The sequence below is a fragment of the Mesorhizobium sp. BR1-1-16 genome (genome assembly GCF_020165495.1).
Classification (GTDB): Bacteria; Pseudomonadota; Alphaproteobacteria; order Rhizobiales; family Kaistiaceae; genus Kaistia.
This window is the reverse complement of sequence record NZ_JAIUIE010000011.1, coordinates 13,766-36,456: the sequence shown is the minus strand read 5'-3', so window position 1 is coordinate 36,456 and position 22,691 is coordinate 13,766. Positions and strand designations below refer to the sequence as shown.

The window sequence follows — 22,691 nt, the reverse complement described above, 5'->3', positions numbered from 1 at the left end:
GTCGGCTCTCCTTCTGGAATGATTCCAGACGAAGCTAGGGCGCGCGGCGCCAGGGGTCAAATGGTCAATCTGGCAGGCGGGCGGCGCAGGCCGCTACGCGAACAGCGCAGGATCGCGCTCGTCCTCTGATCCGGAACCAAGCGGCTCGGGGCAGGTAACGGCAAGGCCCGACTCCATCACGAGCCGGCGGACCAGCGCGAAGCACACGGTGCACTGTGCGCGGACCTGGAGCACGCGATAGATCCGCGCCGGAGTCAGCGGCCGGCCGGGCTGCTCGCGCTGGAGCATTTCCGCCGCCGCGAGAATGTCGGCCTTGGAGAGGAAGTTGCAGGAACAGACGATCATGAACGGTTCTTCAGGCGCTGCGCTGAGCGGCAAAGTGGAAACTGCCGGTCAACATAGGGCTTCCGGCACCGTTCGGCCACCACCGGATGATCAGCGCCCCAACATCCCAAGGGCGTCGCACCGGCTCAGCGCATGATGGCGAGCGCCACGATGACCACGAGCAGAGCGATGAGGCCCCAGACATAAGGTCCGCCGAGAACGCCGCGTCCTGCCGCGACTTCGAGCTCCTGCTCGACCTCCTCCGCGATCTCGGAGACGTTTTCCGCCTCGTCGTCGACGCGGTGCTCGATGCGGTCGACAAGTTCGTCTTCTGCGGCTTCGTCGGGGCCGGGGGTGGCGAGCGGCGGCGCGATCACAGTGAGTTCTCCTCCAAGGCGCGCGGCGAAGGCCGCGAAAAAGGCGTTGGCCATAGTTTTGGCGGACGTATCGATAAGCCGGGATCCGAGCTGTGCCAACTGGGAGCCAACCTGTGCCTTGAGGGCATAGGACAGGATCGTCCCCTCGCCCGCAACGACGAGCTGGACATCGGCGGCGCCCTTGACGGCGCCGGCGGGCCCGCCATCGGCTTCCCCCAGCATCGTGCAGCGTTCAGGCTCCAGAACATCGGCGAAGGTCACGGTACCAGCGAAGACCGCTTCGGTGGGACCGATCCGGGTCCTGACGGTCAGGTTCATCCGGCCGTCTTCGGTGCGCGTCAGGGCTTCGCAGCCCGGAATGCAGGCCTTGAGAACCGCAGGATCGTTCAGCGCGGCCCAAACCACCTCGCGGCGCGCGGGGATCTGGTATTCGCCGTTCATTTCCATGGGAGCACCCTTCCCTCTGCAGGGCCTGAATACGCCGGCACTGCTTCTAGCTTGATAACGGCGAAACCATCGCAGGCGATCCATCGGTCGCCGTCAGCAGAGCTTTACGGTGGCACGGCGAATAGGGCAACGACAAGTCGCGAGGCTCGGGCCGGTCACGCTCGTTGAACCGGGAAGAAGGCCATAATCGGGAAGAAGGTTGGCTTTCGCGCGGCCGCGGACTATGAACCCGCCATGCAGAACCCTTCGCCCGCCGAGATGCCCGAATTGCGCAGTGACGGCCGTCCCGCCGCGCGCTGGCCCTTGATGCTGGAGACGGAGGGCTGGCCTGACTATGCGCTCATCGACAGCGGCCACGGCCGCAAGCTCGAGCGCTATGGCCGCTACCGGATCGTCCGGCCGGAAGAGCAGGCACTGTGGACACCGCGGCTTTCCGAGGCCGAATGGGATAACGCCGATGCGGTGTTCACCGGCGCCAAGGACGAGGATTCGGACGGACGCTGGCGCTACAAGAAGCCGATCGGTGAAACCTGGCCGATGGCCTGGAAGCTGCCGCGCGAAACCGGTGACAATGAGATCCGCTTTCTCGGCCGCTTCACAGCCTTCCGCCATGTCGGTTTCTTCCCGGAACAGGAGATGCACTGGGCCTGGTTCGCCCGTCTCTGCAAGCAGGCGACGCGGCGGCCGAAGGTATTGAATCTCTTTGGCTATACAGGCATCGCATCCTTCGTGGCGGCGCTTTCCGGCGCCGAAGTCACCCATGTCGACGCCTCCAAGAAGGCCATCGGCTGGGCGCGCGAGAACCAGACGATGTCGGGCATCGCCGACCTGCCGGTGCGCTGGATCGTCGACGACGCGATGAAGTTCGTGCAGCGCGAGGTTCGGCGCGGCTCGCGCTATGACGGCATTATTCTCGACCCGCCCAAATTCGGGCGCGGCCCGAATGGCGAGGTCTGGGACATCTTCGAGAAGCTACCGGAAATGATGCGGCTTTGCCGGCAGCTCCTCGCCGACGACGCGCTCTTCCTCTGCCTCTCGGCCTATTCGATCCGCGCCTCATTCATGGCCGTGCACGAGCTTTCGGCCGAGGCGCTCAGAGGATTGCCGGGCACGCTCGAATCGGGCGAACTGCTGCTTCGCGAGGAAGGCGGCGGCCGCGTGCTGTCGACCTCGTTGTTCTCGCGCTGGTCGAGAGGGTCCTGATGTCCGACGACGCGTCGATCCCTACTCCCGGCCAGATCCGCGTGGTGACCAGCCTCACCAACCCAACGATCAAGGAAATCCGAGCGCTCGCGCTGCCGAAATACCGCAAGGAAAGCGGCCTCTTCGTCACCGAGGGCATGAAGCTGGTCGCCGATGCCGTCGAGGAGGATTGGCCGATCCGCATCCTCGTCTATGGCGCCAAGGTCGCGAACCATCCGGTGGTGCAGCGCGTGGCCCAGAGGGCGCATGCGCGCGGCGGCGATGTGCTCGAAGTCTCGGAAGCCGTGCTCGCCAAGATCACGCGGCGCGAAAATCCGCAGATGGTCGTCGGCGTGTTCGAGCAACGCCTGACCAATCCGGCGACGATCCGCCCAAGCGCAACCGGCGTCTGGGTTGCGCTTGAAGGGATCAAGGATCCAGGCAATCTCGGCACGATCATCCGCACCTCCGACGCGGTCGGCGCCGAGGGCGTGATCCTAATCGGCGATACCGTCGATCCCTTCGGCGTCGAAGCCGTGCGCGCCACCATGGGGTCGATCTTCCATATGCCGCTCGCCCGCCTGTCGGTGGCCGAATTCTTCGAATGGCGGAAGCGCTGGCCGGGCATCGTCGTCGGCACACATCTTTCCGGCAAGCATGACTACCGCGACGTCGACTATGACAAGCCGGTTCTGCTGCTGATGGGCAATGAGCAGTCCGGCATCGACGACCGCTTCGCGGCGGCCTGCGACACGCTGGTCAAGATCCCGCAGGCTGGCCGCGCGGATTCGCTCAATCTCGCGATCGCGACCGGCGTCATGCTGTTCGAGATCCGCCGCGACAGGTTGAAGCTCGCATGACCGACGCCTCGTCCGCTGCCACGCGGCCGCCCGGACCGCTCTCCCGGCTTGGCCTCTCGATCGTCATCGCCGTCGTCATCATCGACCAGCTTTCAAAGGCCGTCGCCGAGGCAAAGCTTGCCTACCAGCAGTTCATCGAATTGCTGCCGATCCTCGCGCTTTTTCGCGTCCACAACACCGGCATCGCCTTCTCCTTCGCGCATGGCTTCGACAGCCTGCTGATCGTCGGCGGCACAGCGCTGATCACGCTTGTCGTGCTCTATCTCTGGTCGACGGCCAGCGAGGGCGGCCGCATCGTGGCCATCGGCTTCGCGCTCATCGCCGGCGGCGCGATCGGCAATCTGATCGACCGCATCCGCTTCGGCTATGTGGTCGACTTTCTATATCTCCACCTCGGCGCGCGCGGCCTCTTCGTGTTCAATCTCGCCGATGTCGCGCTGACGATCGGACCAATCCTGCTCGGCTGGCACTATCTGATCGGCAGCCGGAAGGACTGAGCGGCAGCCTCAGAACACCGTGCCGTCGCTTTCGATGCGGAGCGGCGGGCCACCGCCTTCGCGCTTCTGCGCCGCGATGCGCCGGCCCGCCGACCAGGTCCCACCTTCCAGCACCTTGGCAAGCGGCAGCGCGATGCTGTCGACACCGAGGCGTTCGCGGATCATGTCGGCGGTATGATCGAGCAGCGCCACGGTCAACGCCCGCCATTCGACGATAAACTCATCGCCAGCACGCCAAAGCCGCGTGGCCGCATCGGCAGCGCGTGGCACCAGCACGCCCATATCGATGAAGAGGCCGCCATTGCGATATTCCGGCAGCCCGGTCAGCCCATCGACATCGACCACCTCGACACCGGTCCAGATCAACGGCTCCAGCAGGGAATAGGTCATCCACTGCGACAGCTTGTGGAATGGCATCAGTTGCGTCGTCTCGTCGTCGGTGACTAGCTTCGCATGCCGCCAGGTATCGCCGAGCGACACGCCATCCAGCGTGATGCGGCTTGGCCAGATCGAGCCGAGGCCATCGAGAACGAGCTTCAGGACATCCGGCGCCGCGACCTTGCCGTCGATGGCACCTTCCAGCACCTTGTCGAACAATCCGCCCGGCCGCGCCTCATCTTCACCAAAAATGTCCGCTCGCTCGGCAACAGCGCGGCCCAGCGCATTCAGAAGCTGGACCCGGCCTTCGAGCCCGACGATCGGGTTGTCGGGACCCGCCTGGAAGCCGTCGCCAAGCTCCTCGGCGGTCAGGGCGGCAAGCGCCGCCGCATCGGCGCGAAGCGGATCGGCCGGATCGCTTGAGAAAAGCCCCGAAGCGAACATCGCGAAACTCGCGACACCCAGGCCCTCGGAGCGGACAAATGTCTCGCCCGTCGCCGGCTCGACATAGCGCCAATCCGGACCGGCGCCGGCGTCGAGCAGGACGCCGACAATGGCGAGATCATAGGCCGCGCGACCGAAGCGAACCGGGTCCTCGGTCAGCCCCGCAGCCTCCGCGAGCCCCGCCCAGCGTGCGATCCCGCCGGCCTCGAAATGGCGCCAGCGCGAATGGAAAGGCATGTCGAGTTCGGGATAGTTCGTACGCATCGTCTCAAGGACGAAATCCGCCGTCGCCGGCAGCTTCTCCAGATGGACATCGAAATGTTCGAGTTCGCCCTCGATGCCGAGTTCATAGATCCGGTGCGCGCGCTCGCGAACGGCAGCGGCTGTGAGGAGAGAAGAAGCGGTAGCCAAAGCGGATAATCCTTGAACTGACGGCGACCGGTCCGGATAGCCGCCCTGTGAAGCCCTTACAGCGCAAGGCTCGATGATCGATCCACATGACAGCGGAAAGCCGAGCCAGCGAACATGTCCCCGTCTGTCATTCCCACGCGGGGTCCGTCAATCCAGTCCGCGCCCGTTCAAATTCGCTGCCCTCAACAAAGGAAGTCCGAATTGCCGGGTCAAGCTCCGGCAGAGGGATCGATGCCGGTACAAAGAAGGATCAATATTTCTCCAGCGGTCGCCCAACGGTCTTCGTCAGATCCTCGGCCGAAGGCGGCGGGGCGGGGCTGAAATAGCCGGCGGCCTTCTTGGCGTCCATCTCGACGCGCGCGTCGGGCGGGATCAGGTCTTCCGGGATCGGCACGCGCTCGACGATCTCGATGCCCGAGCGGGTGATGGCGTCATATTTCATGTCCGACATCGAGATGAAGCGGTCGATGCGCGTGATGCCGAGCCAATGCAGGATATCGGGCATCAGCTCCTGGAAGCGGGCGTCCTGGACGCCGGCGACGCATTCGGTGCGCTCGAAATAGGTCGCGGCCTGATCGCCGCCCTCTTGCCGCTTGCGGGCATTATAGACGAGGAACTTCGTCACCTCGCCGAGCGCCCTGCCCTCCTTGCGATTGTAGACGACGAGCCCGACGCCGCCCTTCTGCGCCTCCTTGATCGATTCCTCGATGCCCTGGATCAAATAGGGCCGGCAGGTGCAGATATCCGAGCCGAACACGTCGGAGCCGTTGCATTCGTCATGGACGCGGCAAGCCAGCGTCCGCCGGGGATCGCTGAGCGCCGCGGGATCGCCGAACACATAGATCGTGATACCGCCGATCGGCGGCAGGAAAACGTCGAGGTCCGGCCGGGTGACGAGTTCGGGATACATGCCGCCCGTCTGCTCGAACAGCGTCCGCCGCAGTTGGTCCTCGGAAACATTGAATCGCGCCGCGATGCCCGGCAGGTGCCAGACCGGATCGATCGCGGCCTTCACCACCGAGACGTCGCCGTTCTCGTGCACGATGTCGCCGTCGATCGCGAGGCGCTTCAGCCGGATCGCCTCATGCAGCTCGGCCATGGTGAGCCGCGCCTTGGTGATCGCGATGGTCGGACGGATGTCGACGCCCTCGGCGATCCGGTCGGCGAAGATCTGGGCTGCCCGATGGCCGAACGGATCGAGCGAAACGATCTTGCCCGGCGCCGACCATTGGGGATGCGGGCCGATCTCGATCACGGGCGACGTGTTGCGAAGGTCCGGCCGCTGGATCGGATTGAGCGCGCCGGAGGAGACCGCGAGCGCACGATAGAGCGAATAGGAGCCGCCATGCGTGCCGATGACATTGCGATCGGCCGGACGAACCACCGTACCGATCACCGGGCCGCGCTTTCTGGGATCCGCCTCGCCCCAGTGAATGGGAAAGCGGACTGGCGCCTGCGCGCCGGGATGGGACGTCAGGCGAATATGGGTCGAGCGATTGCTGCTCATGGAAGGCTTCCGGCCGGGAGCACCCGGCAGTTGGTAGAAGCCCTGAGAATGGGGTCGCCAACGAAGGAAGGGAAGGAGATTGTGCACTACCGGGCCGGAGCGCTACCCTACTTGACGCCCGGAGGCGTGGTTTCGCAGCCATTAGCCGTGCAGCCGCGAAACCGGTCATCCACCAACGATCAGCAGAAATCGTCGTCCTTGGAAGCGACCGCCTTCTGCCAGTTGGGGCCGAGCGTCGCCCGGGCCGAAATGGCACGGTCGAAGCCCGGATCGCCCTGCCGGAACATCTGGACCGTCAGGTTCTGGTCATAGCTGCCGCCAACGACCGCCTGGCCGCCGGAATAGGTCGTGGTCGACCGGCCCGTGACATAGCTCGAGTTGCCCCAGTCCGTGCCGACAGCATCGGACGTCGTCTGCGCCTGCACCGGCGTGTAGCCGACGACGCGCGTATTGTTGGCCTGCTGGATGCCGAGAATGACGAAATTGTCGAAGCCGCGCCGCAGCGTCTCGACGGCCGCCCGCTTCAGCGCCGCCTGCTGCGCGCCGCGCGGCCCGCAATCAGGATCGGCCTGCGCCGTCACCTGGATCGTGTCCGCCGACAGCGGCACCACCGAGGTGCTCGCGCAGCTGGCGACGGCGAGCACGGCGAGTGCCGAGCCGGCCAAGCGGAGAAGAATGTTACGCCCCATCATTTTGCCCTCGTTTTCAGCTTCCGAACCAACGTTCCGCTGCCCCGCCAGCGATGTGCCCTGTTGCCGTTAGCCCGCCTGTGCGCTCCGTCGCAAGGCTCAGCTTCGACTGAAGGCGAACAGAGTTTCCTGCCGGTAAACCTCCCCCGGCCGCAACACCGCGCTCGGGAAACCCGGCTGGTTGGGCGCATCCGGGAAAAGCTGCGGCTCGAGGCAAAGACCGGCATTGGCGCGATAAACCTCGCCATTGATGCCGGCATCCGCGACCGTGATCATCTGCCCGCCATAGAACTGGACGCCCGGCTCGGTCGAGAGCACCTCGAGCGCGACGCCGCTTTCGCCCGAGACGAGGCGCGCCAGAAGGTGCGGCGCCTCGGTCTTCGCATCGGTCACGTTGAAATTGTGGTCATAGGTATCGACGATCTCGCCGCCAACTGGGCCGATCGGCCGTGGTGCGCGGAAATCGAAATCCGTCCCGGCCACCGGCCGCCGCTCACCCGTCGGGATCTTCCCCGCATCAATCGGCAGATAGGTCTCGGCCGGAATGGTCAACTCGTGGCCGAGAATGCCGCCATGGCCGGCGAGATTGAAATAGCTGTGCTGCGCGAGATTGACGATGGTCGGTGCGTCGGTCGTGGCGCGGATGCTGGTCTTGAGCGTCGCCGGCGCTTCGATCGAATAGGTCAGCTCGACCGTCAGCGTGCCCGGATAGCCATTGGTGCCCGCTTCATCGACGAGGCCGAGCGTCACGCCCGATGCGTCCGAGCGCAGCAGCGTCCAGACCCGCGTGCCAAAACCGTCGGCGCCGCCATGCAGATGATTGACGCCCTCGTTCTGCTGAAGCTGGATCAGCGTTCCGTCCAGCGCGAAATGCCCCCCGGCGATGCGGTTGGCATAGCGCCCGGCGACGGCACCGAAATAATTGGGATTGCGCAAATAGCTATCGAGCGTCGGGAACCCGAGCACCAGCGGATGTGGGACGCCTTCGAGGCGGATGTCCTGGATCACCGCCCCAAAGGTGATCACGGTGGCCGAGAGCCCACCGGCCGCGATCGTCACGGCCTCGACGGGGGTTCCATCCGGCATCGTGCCGAAGGGTGTGGCTGGCATGGCAGGGCGTCTCCCAAGTTGCTTTCATCCGACGATAGACGAGGGAGAAGCGCCGCGCCACGCTGGAAACGACGGCTGTGGACAGGCGGCCGGTCGTCCCGGCCGCCCGCCGCGATCAGATCGTCTGATTGTAGGCCCCGACCTCGGGGTTCTCGCGCAGAACACCGTCGATGGCGTGGAACATCTCGCGCATCCGCGCCTCGGAGACCGGGCTTTCGACCACGACCACCATTTCCGGCTTGTTGGACGAAGCGCGCACCAGACCCCAGGTGCCGTCCTCGTTTACGACGCGAACGCCATTGACGGTGATGAGATCGACGATGGTCTGGCCGGCGACCGGCTCGCCCTTCGCCTTCATCGCCTCGAAGCGCTTCACGACCTTGTCGATGACGCCATATTTCGTCTCGTCATCGCAATGCGGCGACATGGTCGGCGAGCCCCAGGTCTTGGGCAGCGCGTTCTTCAGCTCCGACATCTTCTTGCCGGGGTTGCGATCGAGCATATCGAGGATCGCGAGCGCCGAGACGAGGCCGTCGTCATAGCCGCGGCCGACCGGCTTATTGAAGAAATAATGGCCCGACTTCTCGAAGCCAGCGAGCGCGTTCAGCGCGTTGACGCGGCGCTTGATATAGGAGTGGCCGGTCTTCCAGTAATCGGCGACGACGCCGTTCGCCTTGAGCACCGGATCGGTCGCGAAGAGGCCGGTCGACTTCACATCGACGACGAAGGTCGCGTCCGGATGCAACGCCGAGAGATCGCGTGCCAGCATCACGCCAACCTTGTCGGCGAAGATCTCGTCGCCGGTATCATCGACGACGCCGCAACGATCGCCATCGCCATCGAAGCCGAGACCGACCTCGGCGCCATGCTCCAGCACGGCATCGCGGATCGCGTGCAGCATCTTCATGTCTTCGGGGTTCGGATTGTAGCGCGGGAAGGTGTAGTCGAGCTCGGCGTCCATCGGGATGACGTCGGCACCGATCATTTCCAGCACCTTCGGCGCGAAAGCCCCGGCCGTGCCGTTTCCGCAGGCGGCAATCACCTTGATGGGGCGCGACAGTTTCGGCCGATTGGTCATGTCGGCCATGTAGATGGCCGGGAAATTGTCGTGGAACTGGTAGGAACCGCCGCTGGAGAGGTTGAAGGCGGCCGAAAGGACGATTTCCTTGAGGCGGCTCATCTCGTCCGGACCGAAGGTCAACGGCCGCGCCGCGCCCATCTTGACGCCGGTCCAGCCATTCTCGTTGTGCGAGGCCGTAACCATGGCGACGGCCGGCACGTCGAGCTCGAACTGCGCGAAATAGGCCATGGGCGTCACGGCGAGGCCAATATCGTGCACCTTGCAGCCAGCTGCCATCAGGCCCGTCGCGAGCGCCAGCTTGATCGACGCCGAATAGGACCGATAGTCGTGTCCGGTCACGATCTCGCGCTTGATGCCCATCTCGCCGAGCAGCGTGCCGAGGCCCATGCCGAGCGCCTGCACGCCCATCAGGTTGATTTCGTCGTTGAACAGCCAGCGCGCGTCGTATTCGCGGAAGCCCGTCGGCTTGACCATCGGCTTCGATTCGAACTCGTAGGTATTGCGCAGAAGCTTGGCGACGGGTTTCGGAAACACGTTTGGGAAACTCCCCTTGTGGATGGCTGTGAGTGAGATTTGCGCGGAAGGCCGCTGCAAAGCAACCGTTGACCTGCGCATAGCCGAAACCGCGTGTCACCACAAAGACAAGTCCAGACGCGTTGCACACGCCGCATCATGGTGTCAGCGCCATCTGGCGCCGGCTCCGCCGACAACGCAGCGCGAGCCGTCGGATGAAAGAAGGAACCGGCCGGAAGGCTTCAGCTCTCGCGCAGGGCAACGAAGCGCGCGGCCTCGGCCAGCGGCTCCGCGGCGGATCCAAACGGTGCCAGCAGCCCCTCCGCCTCGGCGACGAGATTGGCGAGGCGGGCCCGCGTCTCCTGAATGCCGTAGAGCGCGACGAGCGTCGCCTTGCCGCGCGCCTGATCCTTGGCCGTCGCCTTGCCCAGCGCCTCGGGAGTCGCGGTGGCGTCGAGAAGATCATCGGCAAGCTGGAAGGCGAGCCCGATGATCTCGCCATAGCGGCGGATCCGTCGGCGCGCCTCGGCATCGGCGCGGCCGAGGATGGCGCCCGCCTCGCAGGAAAACCGGATCAGCGCGCCCGTCTTCATGGCCTGCATCTCAAGCGTCGCCGCCTCGCCAAGCGCGCTGCTCTCGGCTTCGAGATCCCGCATCTGGCCACCCGCCATGCCGCCAAGGCCCGAGGCGCGGGCGAGGCCAAGCACGAGTTCGGCCCGGATGACTGCATCGCCGTCGGTCTCCGGCGCGGCGAGGATATCGAAGGCCAGCGTCTGCAGCGCGTCGCCGCAGAGGATCGCCGTCGCCTCGTCGAAGGCCTTGTGCACCGTCGGCCGGCCGCGGCGGAGATCATCATCGTCCATGGCCGGCAGATCGTCATGCACGAGGCTGTAGCCATGCAGGCATTCGATGGCGGCAGCCGTGCGCAGCACGCCGGCATCCGCGCGGCCGAAAAGCGCCGCAACTTCGAGCGTCAGCGCCGGCCGAAGCCGCTTGCCACCGCCCAGCATCGCATGGCGCATGGCATTCAAAAGCCGCGCCGGCCGCGCGATCTCGCCAGGCTGCGTCGTCTCCGCGAGGAGGTCTGCAAGCAGCGCCTCGATGTCGCGGGCGGTCTCGGAAAGACGGTCGGCAAAGTCTTGCAAACGAAAAGCTCCGGGCCAGGACCCGGAGCACATCGATGCGTGTCGGGCGCTGCCGGATTGGCAGCTTGCCGCGAAGGCGTCAAGCGGCCTCGGCAGCCTCGAGCGCGATCGCCGCGGACTGGATGATCGCGGCGAAGCGCACCGCCGTATGGACGATCTCGGTCGGCACCTCGGCCTTCTTCAACACGGCCTCATGGCTGTCCATGCACATGCCGCAGCCATTGATCGCGGAAACCGCCAGCGACCAGAGTTCGAAATCGACCTTCTCGACGCCGGGATTGCCGATGACGTTCATGCGCAGCTTGGCCGGAAGCGTGCGGTATTCGCCGTTCGAAACCAGATGCGTGAAGCGGTAGTAGACATTGTTCATGCCCATGATCGCGGCGGCCGACTTGGCCGCGGCGAGCGCTGCGGGCGTCAGATGCGGCGCGGCTTCGGCTTCGAGCGCAGCGCGCACCTCGGGATTGCGGCTTGCGATGCCGCAGGCGACCATGAGGCCGTATTTTTGCTGTGGCGTCAGCGTCTCGTCGGAGCCGAGCGTCGACAGGTTCAGACGAACGTCCTTGGCGAAATCAGGGATGCGTGACTTCAGGCTGTCGATCGACATGAGGGGCTCTTCGCGTTCGCGTCAGGAGGAGGCACTCCGGCGGACCGGAGCGCGAGGGTCGGCCGGTCGCGCGAGTGTCGCGCGCCGGCCGGATCGATCACGCCGCCAGCGTGTTGCCGCCGACTTCGCGGTTGCAGGCGCAAAGCTCGTCGGTCTGCAGCGCGTCGAGCACCCGCAGCGTGTCCTTCGGGTTGCGGCCGACATTGAGATTGGTCGCGTAGACGTGCTGGATGGTGCCTTCCGGATCGACGATGAAGGTCACGCGATAGGCAACGCCGTCGGGCGAGCGCACGCCGAGGCCATCGACCAGCGAGCCATTGGTGTCGGCGAACGACCAGATCGGCAGCCGGTCGAGATCCTTGTGGTCACGGCGCCAGGCCAGCTTGACGAATTCATTGTCGGTCGAGCCGCCGAGGATGACCGCGTCGCGGTCCTCGAAATCGCTGGCGAGACGCGCAAACTCGGCGATCTCGGTCGGGCAGACGAAGGTGAAGTCCTTCGGGTAGAAGAAGATGACCTTCCACTTGCCGGGGAACGAGGCAGCCGTCAGCGCTTCGAAGGCGCTCTCGCCGTTTTCCTCATGCTTGTTGAAGCCGGGCTTGACGCCCGTGATCGAGAATTCAGGCAGCTTGTCGCCGATGCCGAGCATGTCTTACTCCTGAGGGTGTTGAGGCAAGCGTTTCGGCAGCGCACGCAAAACCGGAGAGGCGCTGCTGCATGTGCGAGAAGGTGCCATGCTGCACCGCATCGGTCAAACCGTTAAAATCGAACACCACGATCGGATTTATCGATTGCTGATCATCGGCGTCCCCGTTATTGCAGGATCGATGCAACTCCCGACCCTCCGCCAGATGCAGTATTTCGTCGCGCTTGCCGAAAGCGGCTCCTTCAGTCGCGCGGCCACGGCCTCCAATGTCACGCAGTCGACGCTGTCGGATGCCATCCGTCAGCTGGAGGAGACGGTCGGGGTGGTCCTTGTCGACCGTTCCAATCGCATGGTGGCGTTGACGGCCGCTGGCGAGGCGATCCTCGAGAGGATGAAGGCGCTCCTCGTCGATGCACGCGAAATGGTCGATGCGGCGCGCGCATCGCATGCCCCGCTCGCCGGTCGCATCCGTCTCGGCGTCATTCCCTCGATCGCCCCCTATTTCCTGCCGCGGGCGCTGCCGCAGCTCCGCCGCCTCTATCCCGATCTCCGGCTGCATCTGCGGGAAGACCTGACGCGCCCCATGCTCGACGACCTGCGCGGTGGCAGGCTCGACGTCGTGCTGATCGCGCTGCCGGCGCCGGTCGAAGGGCTTATGATCGACATCGTCGCCGAGGACAGCCTGCTGCTCGCCGTGAATGGCGATCACAAGCTGGCGGGGCGAAGGACTGTGTCCGCCTCGGAGCTTGACGCCGAGACGCTGCTGCTGCTGGAGGACGGCCACTGCCTCAGCGACCATATCCGCGCCGCTGCACCCGAGCTTGTCGCCCGCGAAAGCGAGGACATTCAGGCCTCGAGCCTGTCGACACTGGTGCAGATGGTCGATAACGGTCTTGGCATCACCTTCCTGCCGCGCATCGCCACCGAAGCCGGCATCCTCTCCGGCACGGATATCGCGCTGATGACCATCGACCAGCGACCGACGCGGCGAAGCCTTGCTCTCTGCTGGCGCAAGGGCTCCAGCCGCGAGGCCGATTTCCGCCTGCTCGCCCGCTGCCTCGGCGGCTTCGCCCTCGAGCCGGCGCGGACGGCAGCATGACGTTTCCCGCCGGTGATCCCGCTGCCGATTCCGACCGTGCGGCCGCGTTTCCGGCGACGCCGAATGCCGAGTCAGATGCCGAGACGGAGGCTGCCATGCCGGTTGCAAGACGCCGTCGCCGCTGGCTCGTCCTCGCCTGCAAAGTCGCGCTCGTCATCATCGCGCTGCCGCTCGTGCTGACGCCGATTTACTGGATCGTCCCGCCGGTTTCGACGCTGATGCTCTGGTCGGGCCTCACCTTCCAGGGCATGCAGCGCGACTGGGTCTCGTTCGATGCCATCGCGCCTGCAATGGTGAATTCGGTGATCATGTCGGAGGATGGCCGGTTCTGCGAGCATGCCGGCGTCGATTGGGACCAGCTCAACCTGGTGATGGCTACGAAGGGCGGTCCCTCGCGCGGCGCCAGCACCATTCCGATGCAGACGGTCAAGAATCTCTATCTCTGGCAATCGCGCAGCTATATCCGCAAGGGACTGGAGATTCCCCTCGCCTATTACGCCGATTTCATCTGGTCGAAGCGGCGCCTGATCGAGATCTATCTCAACATCGCGCAATGGGGACCCGGCCTGTTCGGTGTCGAGGCGGCGTCGGAACGCTATTTCGGTCGTCCGGCACGCGACCTCACCACGCGGCAGGCGGCACTGCTCGCCGCGGCGCTGCCAAACCCGATCGCCCGCAATCCGGCTAAACCGTCGCGCGTCATGCAGGGCACCGCCCGCATCATCGAGCGCCGGGCCCGACAGGCCGGGCCTTACGTGGACTGCCTCTGACGCCTCGGCTCAGCGCCCTTCCATATACCGGTCGAAGGCTTCCTTGACCGTGCCGATATGGGAGCGCATTTCGCGCGTCGCCTGATCGCGATCGCCACGCAGGATCGATTCGACGATGCGGTCATGCTCGTCGAAGGAATCCGCCAGGCGCCCGACGCGGCGGAACTGTGCCCGGCGGAATGGCGCGAGCCGCGCCCGCGTCGCCAGCGTCAGTTCGGCGAGGTAGCCATTATGGGCTCCGGCATAGATGGCGCCGTGGAAGCGCTCATTGGCCTCGGCATAGCGCAGCGGATCACCCGACTTCACCAATTCACCGAGGACACGATGCACCCGCTCCAGTTCGCGCCGCTCGAGAAGGCTCATCGCCTCGGCAGCCAGCGCGGCGCAGAGGCTTTCGAGCTCGGCCATGACGATGAACATCTCCATCAGCCGGCTTTCGGAAGGCCGGGTGACGATGGCCCCGCGATGCGGGCGGATTTCGACGAGCCCGCTCGCCGCCAATTGCCGTAGCGCCTCGCGTACCGGCGTCCGCGACACGCCATAGCGCGCCGCCAACCCGGCTTCGTCGAGCGGGTCCCCGGGCGCAAATACGCCGCGCACGATCTCGTCGGCAAGCTGCAGCCGCAGGTCTTCGGTCCGCGTGCGGCGAACGGGTGTCTCTCCCGGATCGGCCGCGCGCGCCCTCACGATCCAGTCCCGCCGCCATCCGGATCAGCGATCAGGCTGACATGTGCCGCCGCGACCCGCCAGCCCGCGACCGTGCGCACCCAGGTCTGCGTCTGGCGGCCGACCTTGCCCGGCGCGCTATCGCGATAGAACAGGGTCGAGGCGACGCCGCAGTCGCGGCCATAGGTCGTGATGACGGTTCGCGCGAGCCGCCGCGCGAGGCCAGCCGGCGAGCGGCCGGAGCGAAACGCGGCAATCTCGTTGTAGCCGTAGAGATTTTCAGTCGCGCCATAACGGATCGTCGCCGGCGAAACGAGAAAGAGCTCGTCCAGGACGGCGACGTCATTGGCGACCAGCGCTGCCTCATAGCGGGCAAAGGCTTCTTCGAGTTCCGCCTTGGTCTCGGGATGATCGATCTCGATGGTCATGATGCCGCTCGGCCCCCGCGGTTCTCGATGCGTGCCCTCAGATCGTTGAGGAACGGGATCGAGGCATATTGGTCGGCCTGCACGAAGTCCCAGGCGACTCCCGTCGGCCGCGCCATGGTGGTGCCGGTCTCGATCAGGCCGAGATCCGTCGCGATGAAATCGAGGGGTGAATCGTGCGGCTGCATCGGCAGCAGCGCGTCGTCGACGACCTGGACCGAATGCACAGTCGTCGCGACCGGCGTCTCCGGCGTCACCTTGCCAAGCTCGCGGAAGATGCCGAGCTCAAGATCGGCAAAACCGCCGCCCTTGCCCGTGCGCCCGCCGGCGCGGCTGACGGCGACACATCCGACGACAACGAAATCGAGTTTTTCCATCTCTTCGAATTCCACCGGCTCGCCATGCTCGACAAAGCCTTGCGAAACGGCCGCGAGTTCGAATTGCACGCCCTTGGCCTCGAGCACCGCTGGATCGAGACGAACGAACGGAAAGCCCTTGGTCAGCTCCGGCACCGGCGCATAGAGGATCTTGCCGTCATAGAGGGCGCGCAGCCGGACCGGTATCTGCGGCGGATCGGGATTGCATTTGACGACGCGTGCATTCTTCCAGTCATCGAGCCGCGAGAGATGCAGCGCGGCGAGATCGGCACCGGCAAAATTCGGGATGCGGCTGTCAACCGGCCCGACATTGACGCCGTCAGTCTTGAGCTTCGCCCAGATGCGGTCGCGCAGCCGATCCTTGTCGTTGTTGCGGCCGGCCCAGCGGGCGTTGAGTTCGGTTTCGGTGGTCATGATCTCAGCATTCATAGGGGAGCGACGGGCGCCGCCGTGGCGCCGGCCTGATGCAGTGCCTCGGCAACCCGAAGCGCAATGTCTTCTCGCCACGCAGGCGCGATCACCTGCACGCCGATGGGCAGATGCGTGCCGGCGGGCCAGACCGGCACGGCCACGACCGGCAGGCCGATGAAGCTGATCGGCTGTGCGAAGATACCGATATTGGGCCGGGCCGGAACCCTGTTGCCGGCAAGCTCCACCTCTTTCGTGCCAGAGAGGAGCGCTGGAAACGGCGTCGCAGGCGCGAGAATGACGTCGACGGTCTCGAACAGATGCTCCATCTCGGCGCGGAACCATGTCCGGAAACGTTGCGCGGCCATGTACCAGGCCGCCGGCACCATCGCGCCGGAGAGGAAACGATCGCGCGTGTCGGGATCATAGTCCCCGGCCCGCGTCTGAAGGCGCTGTAGATGCAGGGCCGAGGATTCGCTGGTCGTGATGACATAGGCGGCAGCGCGCGCCCGGTGGACCTCCGGCAGGGTGACTTCCTGGCTCGCGCCAAGGGCCTTCGCGACATGCTCGACGGCCGCCAGGGCCTCGCTGCCAGCCTGGTCACGGAAATAGCCGCCGGCAACCGCGATGCGAAGGCCGCTGATGCCGGTTCCAAGTGCGCGCTCGACATCCAACGGACGCTGCGCCAGCTGATGACGGTCGTCGGGATCAGGAAATTGCAGCGCGTTGAACGCGGCTGCGAGATCGCGCGGCGAGCGTGCGATCGGCCCGAGATGATCGAGGCTGGCGACAAAGGGAAAGGTTCGGGCGCGCGAAAGGCGGCCAAACGTCGGCTTCAAACCATAAAGGCCGCAGAAGGACGACGGCACGCGGATCGAGCCATTGGTGTCGGAGCCGAGCGACAGGGCGACCATGCCGGAGGCGACCGCCGTGCCCGATCCTCCCGACGAGCCGCCCGACATGCGGGCCGGATCATGCGGGTTGAGCGATGCACCGTCATGGACGTTCTCGCCGGTGAAGTCATAGGCATATTCGCCCATATTGACGCCGCCGATCAGCACGGCGCCCGCCTTCTGCATCTGCGTCACGAGGCTCGCATCGGCGGTGGCCGGCGCATTGTCGCGATTGATTTTGGACCCGGCGCGGGTAACCACGCCCTCGATGTCGAAGAGATTCTTGACGGCATAAGGCACGCCCGCCAGCGGCAATGACTTGCCCTCGATCATGGCGGCATCGACACGGTTCGCTTCCTCGATCGCCCGCTCCGCCGTTACATCGGTGAAGGCGTTGAGCTTGCCGTCAAGCGCCTCGATGGCATCGAGCGCCGCCTCGGTCACTTCCCGGGCGGAAATGCGGCGCGCGCGAACGTCGGCGGCGATCTCATGGCCTGGTCGGAACAGGATGTCGAAGGCGCTCACGGCTTGAACACCGGCGCCGGCTCGACATGATCATCGAGCTTGAACTCGGTCACCAGCGCGGCGGCGCGCGCCGTGGCTGCCATGTTGGCGACAACCCCCGCCCGCCAGGCCTCGTCGATCGTGAGCCCCATCACCTGTTCCATATGCGCGACATGGGCCGCCGCATCGAACTCTTTCATCACTCCGTCCTTTCCTCACGCCGCCGCGGCTTCGAGCGACGTGAACGGCGTCACGCAGCCGACGATTCCGCCCTGCGCCGCGATCATCGAAACGGTCGCGGCCTTGTAGTGCGGGAAATAGCTCTCGGTCGCGTCCTCGATCAGCAGACAGTCGAAGCCGCGATCATTGGCCTCGCGCATCGTCGTCTGCACGCAGACCTCGGTGGTGACGCCGGCAAAGACGAGATGTGTGATGCCGAGGCGCGCCAGATCATCGCCGAGCGAGGTCGCATAGAAGGCCCCCTTGCCGGGCTTGTCGATCACGATCTCACCGTCGACAGGCTGAAGCTCGGGGATGATCGCGTTGCCGGGTTCGCCGCGCACCATGATGCGCCCCATCGGCCCGACATCACCGATCCGCATCGACGGGGCGCCGCGGCGGATCTTGCTGGGCGGGCAATCGGAGAGATCAGCCTCGTGACCCTCGCGCGTATGGATCACCGGCCACCCCTTGGTGCGAAAGAGGCCGATCAGCGATGCGACGGTCGGAATGATGGCCCGGAGCAGCGAGACATCATTGCCGAGGGATTCGCCAAAGCCGCCTGGCTCGACGAAATCGCGCTGCATGTCGATAACGATCAGCGCCGTCTTTTCAGGTGGAAAGGCATAGGGAAACGGCTTGGCGTCGACAGTGATCATGCTCAATGCCCCGCCATCGCCTTGCCGATGGAATTGCGGTCGGCCTCGGCGATCGGCACGACATAGTGGATACCGCCGCCCGACATCACTGCGACACGATCCGAAAGTTCCAGCACCTCGTCGAGATCCTCCGAAACCAGCAGCACGGCAGCGCCGCGATTGCGCTGGTCCATGATCTGCGAGCGGATTTCAGACACGGACGCGAAGTCGAGGCCGAAACAGGGATTGGCGACGATCAGCACATCGACCTGCCCGGAAAGCTCGCGCGCAAGGATCGCCCGCTGAACATTGCCGCCCGAGAGATTCTCGATCGGCTCCTCGGTCGAGGGCGTCTTGATGCGATAGGCGGCGATGAGCTCGCGCGCGCGCTTGCGCATCGGCTTCGGCGACATGAAGCCGAAGCGCCGGGCGATCGGCGGTTCGTCGAAGGAGCGGAAGGCGATGTTCTCGGCCACGGTCATGCGCGGCACCGCGGCATTCTTCAGCGGTTCCTCCGGCAGGCCGAACACCTTGAACTTTGCCATCTGCTGGCGCACCGGCTCGAAATTCTCCCCGTCGATGAAAAGCTGGCCCTCGGTCATGTCGCGCTGGCCAGACAGCACCTCGATCAGCGTCGACTGGCCATTACCGGAGACGCCGGCGACGCCGACGATCTCGCCTGCATGGACCTTGAGATTGACGGCATCGACCGCCGGCATGCCGCCATCGTCCTCGGCGCAGATGCCGGCGAGTTCCAGCGTCACCTTCTGACCGGTGAACGTCTTGCGGGCGGCGCGTTCACGGATCTTGGTGTCGCCGATCATCATGCGGCTCATGTCGTCGACGGTGAGTTCGCCGACCTTGCCGCCGCCGATCTTCTGTCCGCGCCGGAGCACCGTGACGTCATCGGCATAGGCCATGACCTCGCGGAACTTATGGCTGATCATCAGGATCGTCAGGTCGCCCGCCTCGGTCATGCCGCGCAACAGGCCGAGCACCTCATCGGCCTCGCCCGGCGTCAGCACCGAGGTCGGCTCGTCGAGGATCAGAAAGCGCTGGTCGAGATAGAGCTGCTTCAGGATTTCAAGCTTCTGCTTCTCGCCGGCCGAAAGGCTCGCGACCGGGACCGTCAGCGGCACCTTGAACGGCATCCGCTCCAGGAATTCCTCCAGCCCGGCGATCTCCTTCTTCCAGTCGATCACCGCCGGCGGATGGGCGCGGCTGATGACGAGGTTTTCAGCCGCCGTCAGCGAGGGCACCAGCGTGAAATGCTGGTAGACCATCCCGATGCCATGGGCATGGGCGTCACGCGGCGTCGCGATCACGACCTCCTTGCCATCGACCATGACCGTGCCACGGGTCGGCTGGTAGAAACCCATGATGCATTTGACCAGCGTCGACTTGCCGGCGCCGTTCTCGCCGAGCAGCGCATGCAGCGTGCCCGGCTTCACATGAACAGAGACGTCCTCCAGCGCGACCAGCGATCCGAAGATCTTGGTCATGCCGACGGTCTCCAGTTCCACCGCGCGACGCACGGCTCCTGTCGGTTCGGCGAACGCGGTCATGACGGCGATCCTTCTGCTGCGACAAGCGATGGGATGAGGCGGCGATCGGCGATGACCGCGACAGGGCCGCCGCCATCGGGGCCCTGATGCTCGGCGCCGCCCGAGACATAGATGCCGGCATGGCCGACAAGAGCCCCGAGGCTGCCGGCCACAAAGGCGCGGGCATGACGCGTCGACGAGATGTCGGAATCATCGAGCATCGTGTGACGGAGACCGCGGAGGCGCCCGCTGGTGCCGGCCTCGGCCTTGGCGAGCAGCGCAACCAGCGCCGGCCGTTCGCCCGGCGTCAGCTGTCCGTTGGCGGCGAAGCCGAGACGACGCAGCGCCGCGCGCACGGGTTCGACATCGATGCCGTCTGCCATCACGGCATGGTCGATGGCGAGCGGCCCCGACCAGTCGCGGCTCATGCCGAGCACGACGATCTCGTGATTGGCGAGCTCGACGCCGGCCGATGCCGAGGCACGGCCCGACCACAGCGACGCGTCGCGACCGATCGCGGCTTCATCGAAGGTTTCGAGCGCAATCTCACCGAGCGCGACGGCAACGCCGAGCGACGAAGCGCCGCGTGAGAGGCCCATGGATTTCAGAGTATCGCGCGTAGCGACGCTGGCGCCGCTCGCCTCGACGGCGGCGATGCGCTCCGCCGTCAGCAATGGGCATTTGATCTGGACGAAATGGACATCGGCAGCATCGGTGATGCCGGCATCGGCCATGGCGGCGCGAACGCCCTCGGCGACGAGTGCCACCTGACCGAGTCGGCCAAGCTGCTCGAAGGGCATCGCCGGCGTGTGCGCGCCGCCGACCGCCAGCGCCGGCGAGGGACCAGCATTGTCCGTCTCGCTGCTGCCAAGCACCAGGAAATGCGGCGACATGGCCCCTTCGGTGCCGCCGGACATCACATAGGACACCGCCTCGACAGCCTCGGGCGCGAGATGCGGCCGCAATGCGTCCTTGAGCGCGCGGACGGCAAAGGCGCGGGTGAAATCGTTGACGTTGCCATTGCCCTCGGTCTTGCCGAGGATCGCGGTGATGCCACGCGGATCGATCACTCCCGACGCGATCGCGTCCGAAAGCCCCGAAACATCGTCCGGCGATGCGGCCGCGATGCGATGGACAAAGGCCGTGCGTGTCATCAGACAAGCCCCGCGATCAGCGCATCAGACGTCGCAACGGCGCCGAAGACCCCGCCCTGCATCTTGACCATGTCGATGGCCGCGAGATGATTTTCGCGCTTCGTGGCGGCGGTGCAATCGCTGAGCAGCACGCATTCATAGCCAAGATCATTCGCATCGCGCATCGTGGTGTGAACGCAGACATCGGTGGTGACGCCGGCGAGCACGATGTTGCGGATGCCCTTCTGGCGCAGGACCAGTTCAAGGTCGGTGGCGACGAACGAGCCCTTGCCGGGCTTGTCGATGATCGCCTCGCCCGCGATCGGCTGCAGTTCCGGGATGATTTCCCAGCCTGGCTCGCCGCGCACCAGAATGCGGCCGCATGGGCCCTGGTCGCCGATCCCGGCGCCAATCCGCTGCGAGCGCCAGCGCTTGTTGGCGGGCAGATCGGCGAGATCGGGGCGATGGCCTTCTCGCGTATGGATGACGTGATAGCCCTTGGCGCGCATCGCATCGAGCACGCGGCGGATCGGCTCGATCGGTTCGCGGGTCAGCGAGATGTCGTAGCCCATCGAGTCGACATAGCCACCGGGCGCACAGAAATCGACCTGCATGTCGATGACGATGAGCGCGGTGTTGTCAGGCTTCAGATTGCCGTCGAACGGCCAGGGATAGGGGTCGGAGGCGATGGTACGGCCTTCGTGAACGAAAGCTGCGGCGACGCGCTCGTCGAGAGTATCGGAAGCCATGTCCACCTCCTACTCCGCGGCCTGCTTGGCATCCGGCGCGTCGGCGCGCTCGCCATGAAGCCGCGTCGGCGCAGCAAAACCGCAGGCAGTGCCATCCGTGTGCACCACCTCGGCCTCCCAGGGCAGGCGATAGCGGCCGGCGGCAAGATCGGTCATGTAGGTGTAGGGGCAATCCTGCGCGCCGCCCTTCACCGCGACATAACCGCGATGGCCGAACTGATAGATGTTGTTCTCGACGCCCCAGTGGATGCGCGCCTCGCGCACGAGATCGGGACGAACCTCGGCGGCGATGATCTCGTCCGGACGGCCGCTGGTGCCATGCGCGATGATCTCGCCGTCGAAATTGACGATCATCCCCTCGCCCATGGAATCGAACGTCCCGTCCGAGCCCGACATGCAGACATTCGCAGTGACCATCAGATTGCAGAAGGCGTTCGACTGATTGGTGAAGCGCCAGCTCTGGCGGATCGGCGCGGTATAGCCCGCCGTGCGGATCATGATCTCGGCGCCCTTGTAGGCGCATTCGCGCGCCATCTCCGGGAACATGCCATCATGGCAGATGATCAGCGCCAGCTTGCAGCCCTTGGGGCCGTCGATGACGGGAATGCCGATGTCACCGGGCTCCCAAGGCTCGACAGGCACCCAGGGATGGAGCTTGCGATAATAGAGCTTCAGCGCGCCGGTATCGTCGATGACGATGCCGGAGTTATAAGGATTGCCGCCGGGATTGCGCTCCATGATCGAGAAGCAGCCCCAGATCTTGTGCGTCGCGCAGGCTTCCTTGAAAGCGGCGACCTCCGGACCGTCGAGATCGCACATGATCTCGGGATTGATGTCCATCGACAGCCCGTGCAGCGCATATTCCGGGAAGACGACAAGGTCCATGCCGGCATTGTTGCGCCGCGCCTTGCCGACCAGTTCGACGACCCGCGCCGTCTGGCGTGCAAGATCACCCTTGGTGACGGTGACAGGCAGTTGCAGCTGCACAAGGCCGATGACGACGCCCTCGGGCGCCTTGTTGAGGCCTCCCAATCCATTCATGGCGATA

The 22,691-nt window shown here is 65.4% G+C and carries 25 protein-coding genes; 5 read left to right on the top strand and 20 right to left on the bottom strand.

All coding sequences use genetic code 11. The annotated features are described in order from the left end of the window. Window positions 1-93 precede the first annotated feature (93 nt). Both LB518_RS19550 and LB518_RS19545 read right to left on the bottom strand, forming a co-directional pair. Window positions 94-345 (bottom strand): (2Fe-2S)-binding protein, encoded by a 252-nt coding sequence (locus LB518_RS19550; RefSeq protein ID WP_224579493.1) that lies wholly within the window; start codon window positions 343-345, stop codon window positions 94-96. A 125-nt stretch (window positions 346-470) separates the two neighbouring features. Beyond that, window positions 471-1,148 (bottom strand): SRPBCC family protein, encoded by a 678-nt coding sequence (locus tag LB518_RS19545; protein ID WP_224579492.1) that lies wholly within the window; start codon window positions 1,146-1,148, stop codon window positions 471-473. 234 nt (window positions 1,149-1,382) lie between these two features. Here LB518_RS19545 and LB518_RS19540 point away from each other — a divergent pair, with 234 nt between their 5' ends. The 3 genes from LB518_RS19540 to lspA are packed head-to-tail and all read left to right on the top strand — an operon-like array spanning window position 1,383 to window position 3,687. Further along, on the top strand, window positions 1,383-2,351 hold the full coding sequence (locus LB518_RS19540; RefSeq protein WP_224579491.1) for a class I SAM-dependent methyltransferase: 969 nt from the start codon (window positions 1,383-1,385) through the stop codon (window positions 2,349-2,351). Beyond that, on the top strand, window positions 2,351-3,190 hold the full coding sequence (locus tag LB518_RS19535) for a TrmH family RNA methyltransferase (protein WP_224579490.1): 840 nt from the start codon (window positions 2,351-2,353) through the stop codon (window positions 3,188-3,190). The genes LB518_RS19540 and LB518_RS19535 overlap by 1 nt, the downstream gene beginning before the upstream one ends. After that, the gene (gene lspA / locus LB518_RS19530) at window positions 3,187-3,687 is read left to right on the top strand and encodes a signal peptidase II (protein WP_224579489.1); all 501 of its coding nucleotides are present in this window, start codon (window positions 3,187-3,189) and stop codon (window positions 3,685-3,687) included. The genes LB518_RS19535 and lspA overlap by 4 nt, the downstream gene beginning before the upstream one ends. Before the next feature lie 9 nt (window positions 3,688-3,696). Here lspA and LB518_RS19525 read toward each other — a convergent pair whose 3' ends face one another. From LB518_RS19525 to LB518_RS19490, 8 genes are all read right to left on the bottom strand, one after another. Next, window positions 3,697-4,920 (bottom strand): URC4/urg3 family protein, encoded by a 1,224-nt coding sequence (locus LB518_RS19525; RefSeq protein ID WP_224579488.1) that lies wholly within the window; start codon window positions 4,918-4,920, stop codon window positions 3,697-3,699. A 250-nt stretch (window positions 4,921-5,170) separates the two neighbouring features. Further along, window positions 5,171-6,427, bottom strand: coding sequence for a GTP cyclohydrolase II (locus LB518_RS19520; RefSeq protein ID WP_224579487.1), 1,257 nt, complete (start codon window positions 6,425-6,427; stop codon window positions 5,171-5,173). 179 nt (window positions 6,428-6,606) lie between these two features. Further along, on the bottom strand, window positions 6,607-7,119 hold the full coding sequence (locus LB518_RS19515; protein WP_224579486.1) for a hypothetical protein: 513 nt from the start codon (window positions 7,117-7,119) through the stop codon (window positions 6,607-6,609). Window positions 7,120-7,215: 96 nt separating this feature from the next. Beyond that, window positions 7,216-8,226 (bottom strand): aldose epimerase family protein, encoded by a 1,011-nt coding sequence (locus tag LB518_RS19510; protein WP_224579485.1) that lies wholly within the window; start codon window positions 8,224-8,226, stop codon window positions 7,216-7,218. Window positions 8,227-8,341: 115 nt separating this feature from the next. Continuing rightward, the gene (locus tag LB518_RS19505) at window positions 8,342-9,841 is read right to left on the bottom strand and encodes a phosphomannomutase/phosphoglucomutase (RefSeq protein WP_224579484.1); all 1,500 of its coding nucleotides are present in this window, start codon (window positions 9,839-9,841) and stop codon (window positions 8,342-8,344) included. 221 nt (window positions 9,842-10,062) lie between these two features. Next, window positions 10,063-10,998, bottom strand: coding sequence for a polyprenyl synthetase family protein (locus tag LB518_RS19500; RefSeq protein ID WP_502845852.1), 936 nt, complete (start codon window positions 10,996-10,998; stop codon window positions 10,063-10,065). 46 nt (window positions 10,999-11,044) lie between these two features. Further along, window positions 11,045-11,572: an alkylhydroperoxidase, AhpD family gene (gene ahpD / locus LB518_RS19495; RefSeq protein ID WP_224579482.1), complete on the bottom strand. Its 528-nt coding sequence runs from the start codon at window positions 11,570-11,572 to the stop codon at window positions 11,045-11,047. A gap of 97 nt (window positions 11,573-11,669) precedes the next feature. After that, window positions 11,670-12,221, bottom strand: coding sequence for a peroxiredoxin (locus LB518_RS19490; RefSeq protein WP_224579481.1), 552 nt, complete (start codon window positions 12,219-12,221; stop codon window positions 11,670-11,672). 178 nt (window positions 12,222-12,399) lie between these two features. Here LB518_RS19490 and LB518_RS19485 point away from each other — a divergent pair, with 178 nt between their 5' ends. Together LB518_RS19485 and mtgA are read left to right on the top strand one after the other, a co-directional pair. Beyond that, window positions 12,400-13,317 (top strand): hydrogen peroxide-inducible genes activator, encoded by a 918-nt coding sequence (locus LB518_RS19485; protein WP_224579480.1) that lies wholly within the window; start codon window positions 12,400-12,402, stop codon window positions 13,315-13,317. A 95-nt stretch (window positions 13,318-13,412) separates the two neighbouring features. Continuing rightward, window positions 13,413-14,087, top strand: a complete 675-nt coding sequence (gene mtgA, locus LB518_RS19480) for a monofunctional biosynthetic peptidoglycan transglycosylase (protein WP_502845855.1) — start codon at window positions 13,413-13,415, stop codon at window positions 14,085-14,087. 9 nt (window positions 14,088-14,096) lie between these two features. On the opposite strand, the gene LB518_RS19475 is transcribed toward mtgA, so the two are convergent. From LB518_RS19475 to LB518_RS19430, 10 genes are read right to left on the bottom strand one after another with little or no spacing between them, the layout of a single operon-like run. Continuing rightward, window positions 14,097-14,777 (bottom strand): GntR family transcriptional regulator, encoded by a 681-nt coding sequence (locus tag LB518_RS19475; protein WP_502845854.1) that lies wholly within the window; start codon window positions 14,775-14,777, stop codon window positions 14,097-14,099. Beyond that, on the bottom strand, window positions 14,771-15,175 hold the full coding sequence (hpxZ, locus tag LB518_RS19470) for an oxalurate catabolism protein HpxZ (protein ID WP_224579608.1): 405 nt from the start codon (window positions 15,173-15,175) through the stop codon (window positions 14,771-14,773). Before hpxZ ends, LB518_RS19475 begins: the two co-directional genes overlap by 7 nt. A 2-nt stretch (window positions 15,176-15,177) precedes the next feature. Continuing rightward, window positions 15,178-15,969 (bottom strand): 5-formyltetrahydrofolate cyclo-ligase, encoded by a 792-nt coding sequence (locus tag LB518_RS19465; protein WP_224579477.1) that lies wholly within the window; start codon window positions 15,967-15,969, stop codon window positions 15,178-15,180. An 11-nt stretch (window positions 15,970-15,980) separates the two neighbouring features. Further along, the gene (locus LB518_RS19460; RefSeq protein ID WP_224579476.1) at window positions 15,981-17,381 is read right to left on the bottom strand and encodes an AtzE family amidohydrolase; all 1,401 of its coding nucleotides are present in this window, start codon (window positions 17,379-17,381) and stop codon (window positions 15,981-15,983) included. Beyond that, window positions 17,378-17,560: a DUF4089 domain-containing protein gene (locus tag LB518_RS19455; RefSeq protein ID WP_224579475.1), complete on the bottom strand. Its 183-nt coding sequence runs from the start codon at window positions 17,558-17,560 to the stop codon at window positions 17,378-17,380. Before LB518_RS19455 ends, LB518_RS19460 begins: the two co-directional genes overlap by 4 nt. A gap of 15 nt (window positions 17,561-17,575) precedes the next feature. Next, a complete protein-coding gene (locus LB518_RS19450; RefSeq protein WP_224579474.1) occupies window positions 17,576-18,238 on the bottom strand; it encodes a cysteine hydrolase family protein in 663 nt (220 codons plus the stop codon). Window positions 18,239-18,240: 2 nt separating this feature from the next. Next, entirely contained in the window at window positions 18,241-19,782 is a 1,542-nt protein-coding gene (locus LB518_RS19445; RefSeq protein WP_224579473.1) for an ABC transporter ATP-binding protein, read from the bottom strand. Beyond that, a complete protein-coding gene (gene atzD / locus LB518_RS19440) occupies window positions 19,779-20,915 on the bottom strand; it encodes a cyanuric acid amidohydrolase (RefSeq protein ID WP_502845851.1) in 1,137 nt (378 codons plus the stop codon). The genes LB518_RS19445 and atzD overlap by 4 nt, the downstream gene beginning before the upstream one ends. After that, window positions 20,915-21,643 carry a biuret amidohydrolase gene (gene biuH, locus LB518_RS19435; protein ID WP_224579472.1) on the bottom strand — a complete coding sequence of 243 codons (729 nt, stop codon included), beginning with the start codon at window positions 21,641-21,643 and terminating at the stop codon, window positions 20,915-20,917. Before biuH ends, atzD begins: the two co-directional genes overlap by 1 nt. 9 nt (window positions 21,644-21,652) lie before the next feature. Beyond that, window positions 21,653-22,684, bottom strand: a complete 1,032-nt coding sequence (locus tag LB518_RS19430) for a formamidase (RefSeq protein WP_224579471.1) — start codon at window positions 22,682-22,684, stop codon at window positions 21,653-21,655. Between the last annotated feature and the right edge of the window lie 7 nt (window positions 22,685-22,691).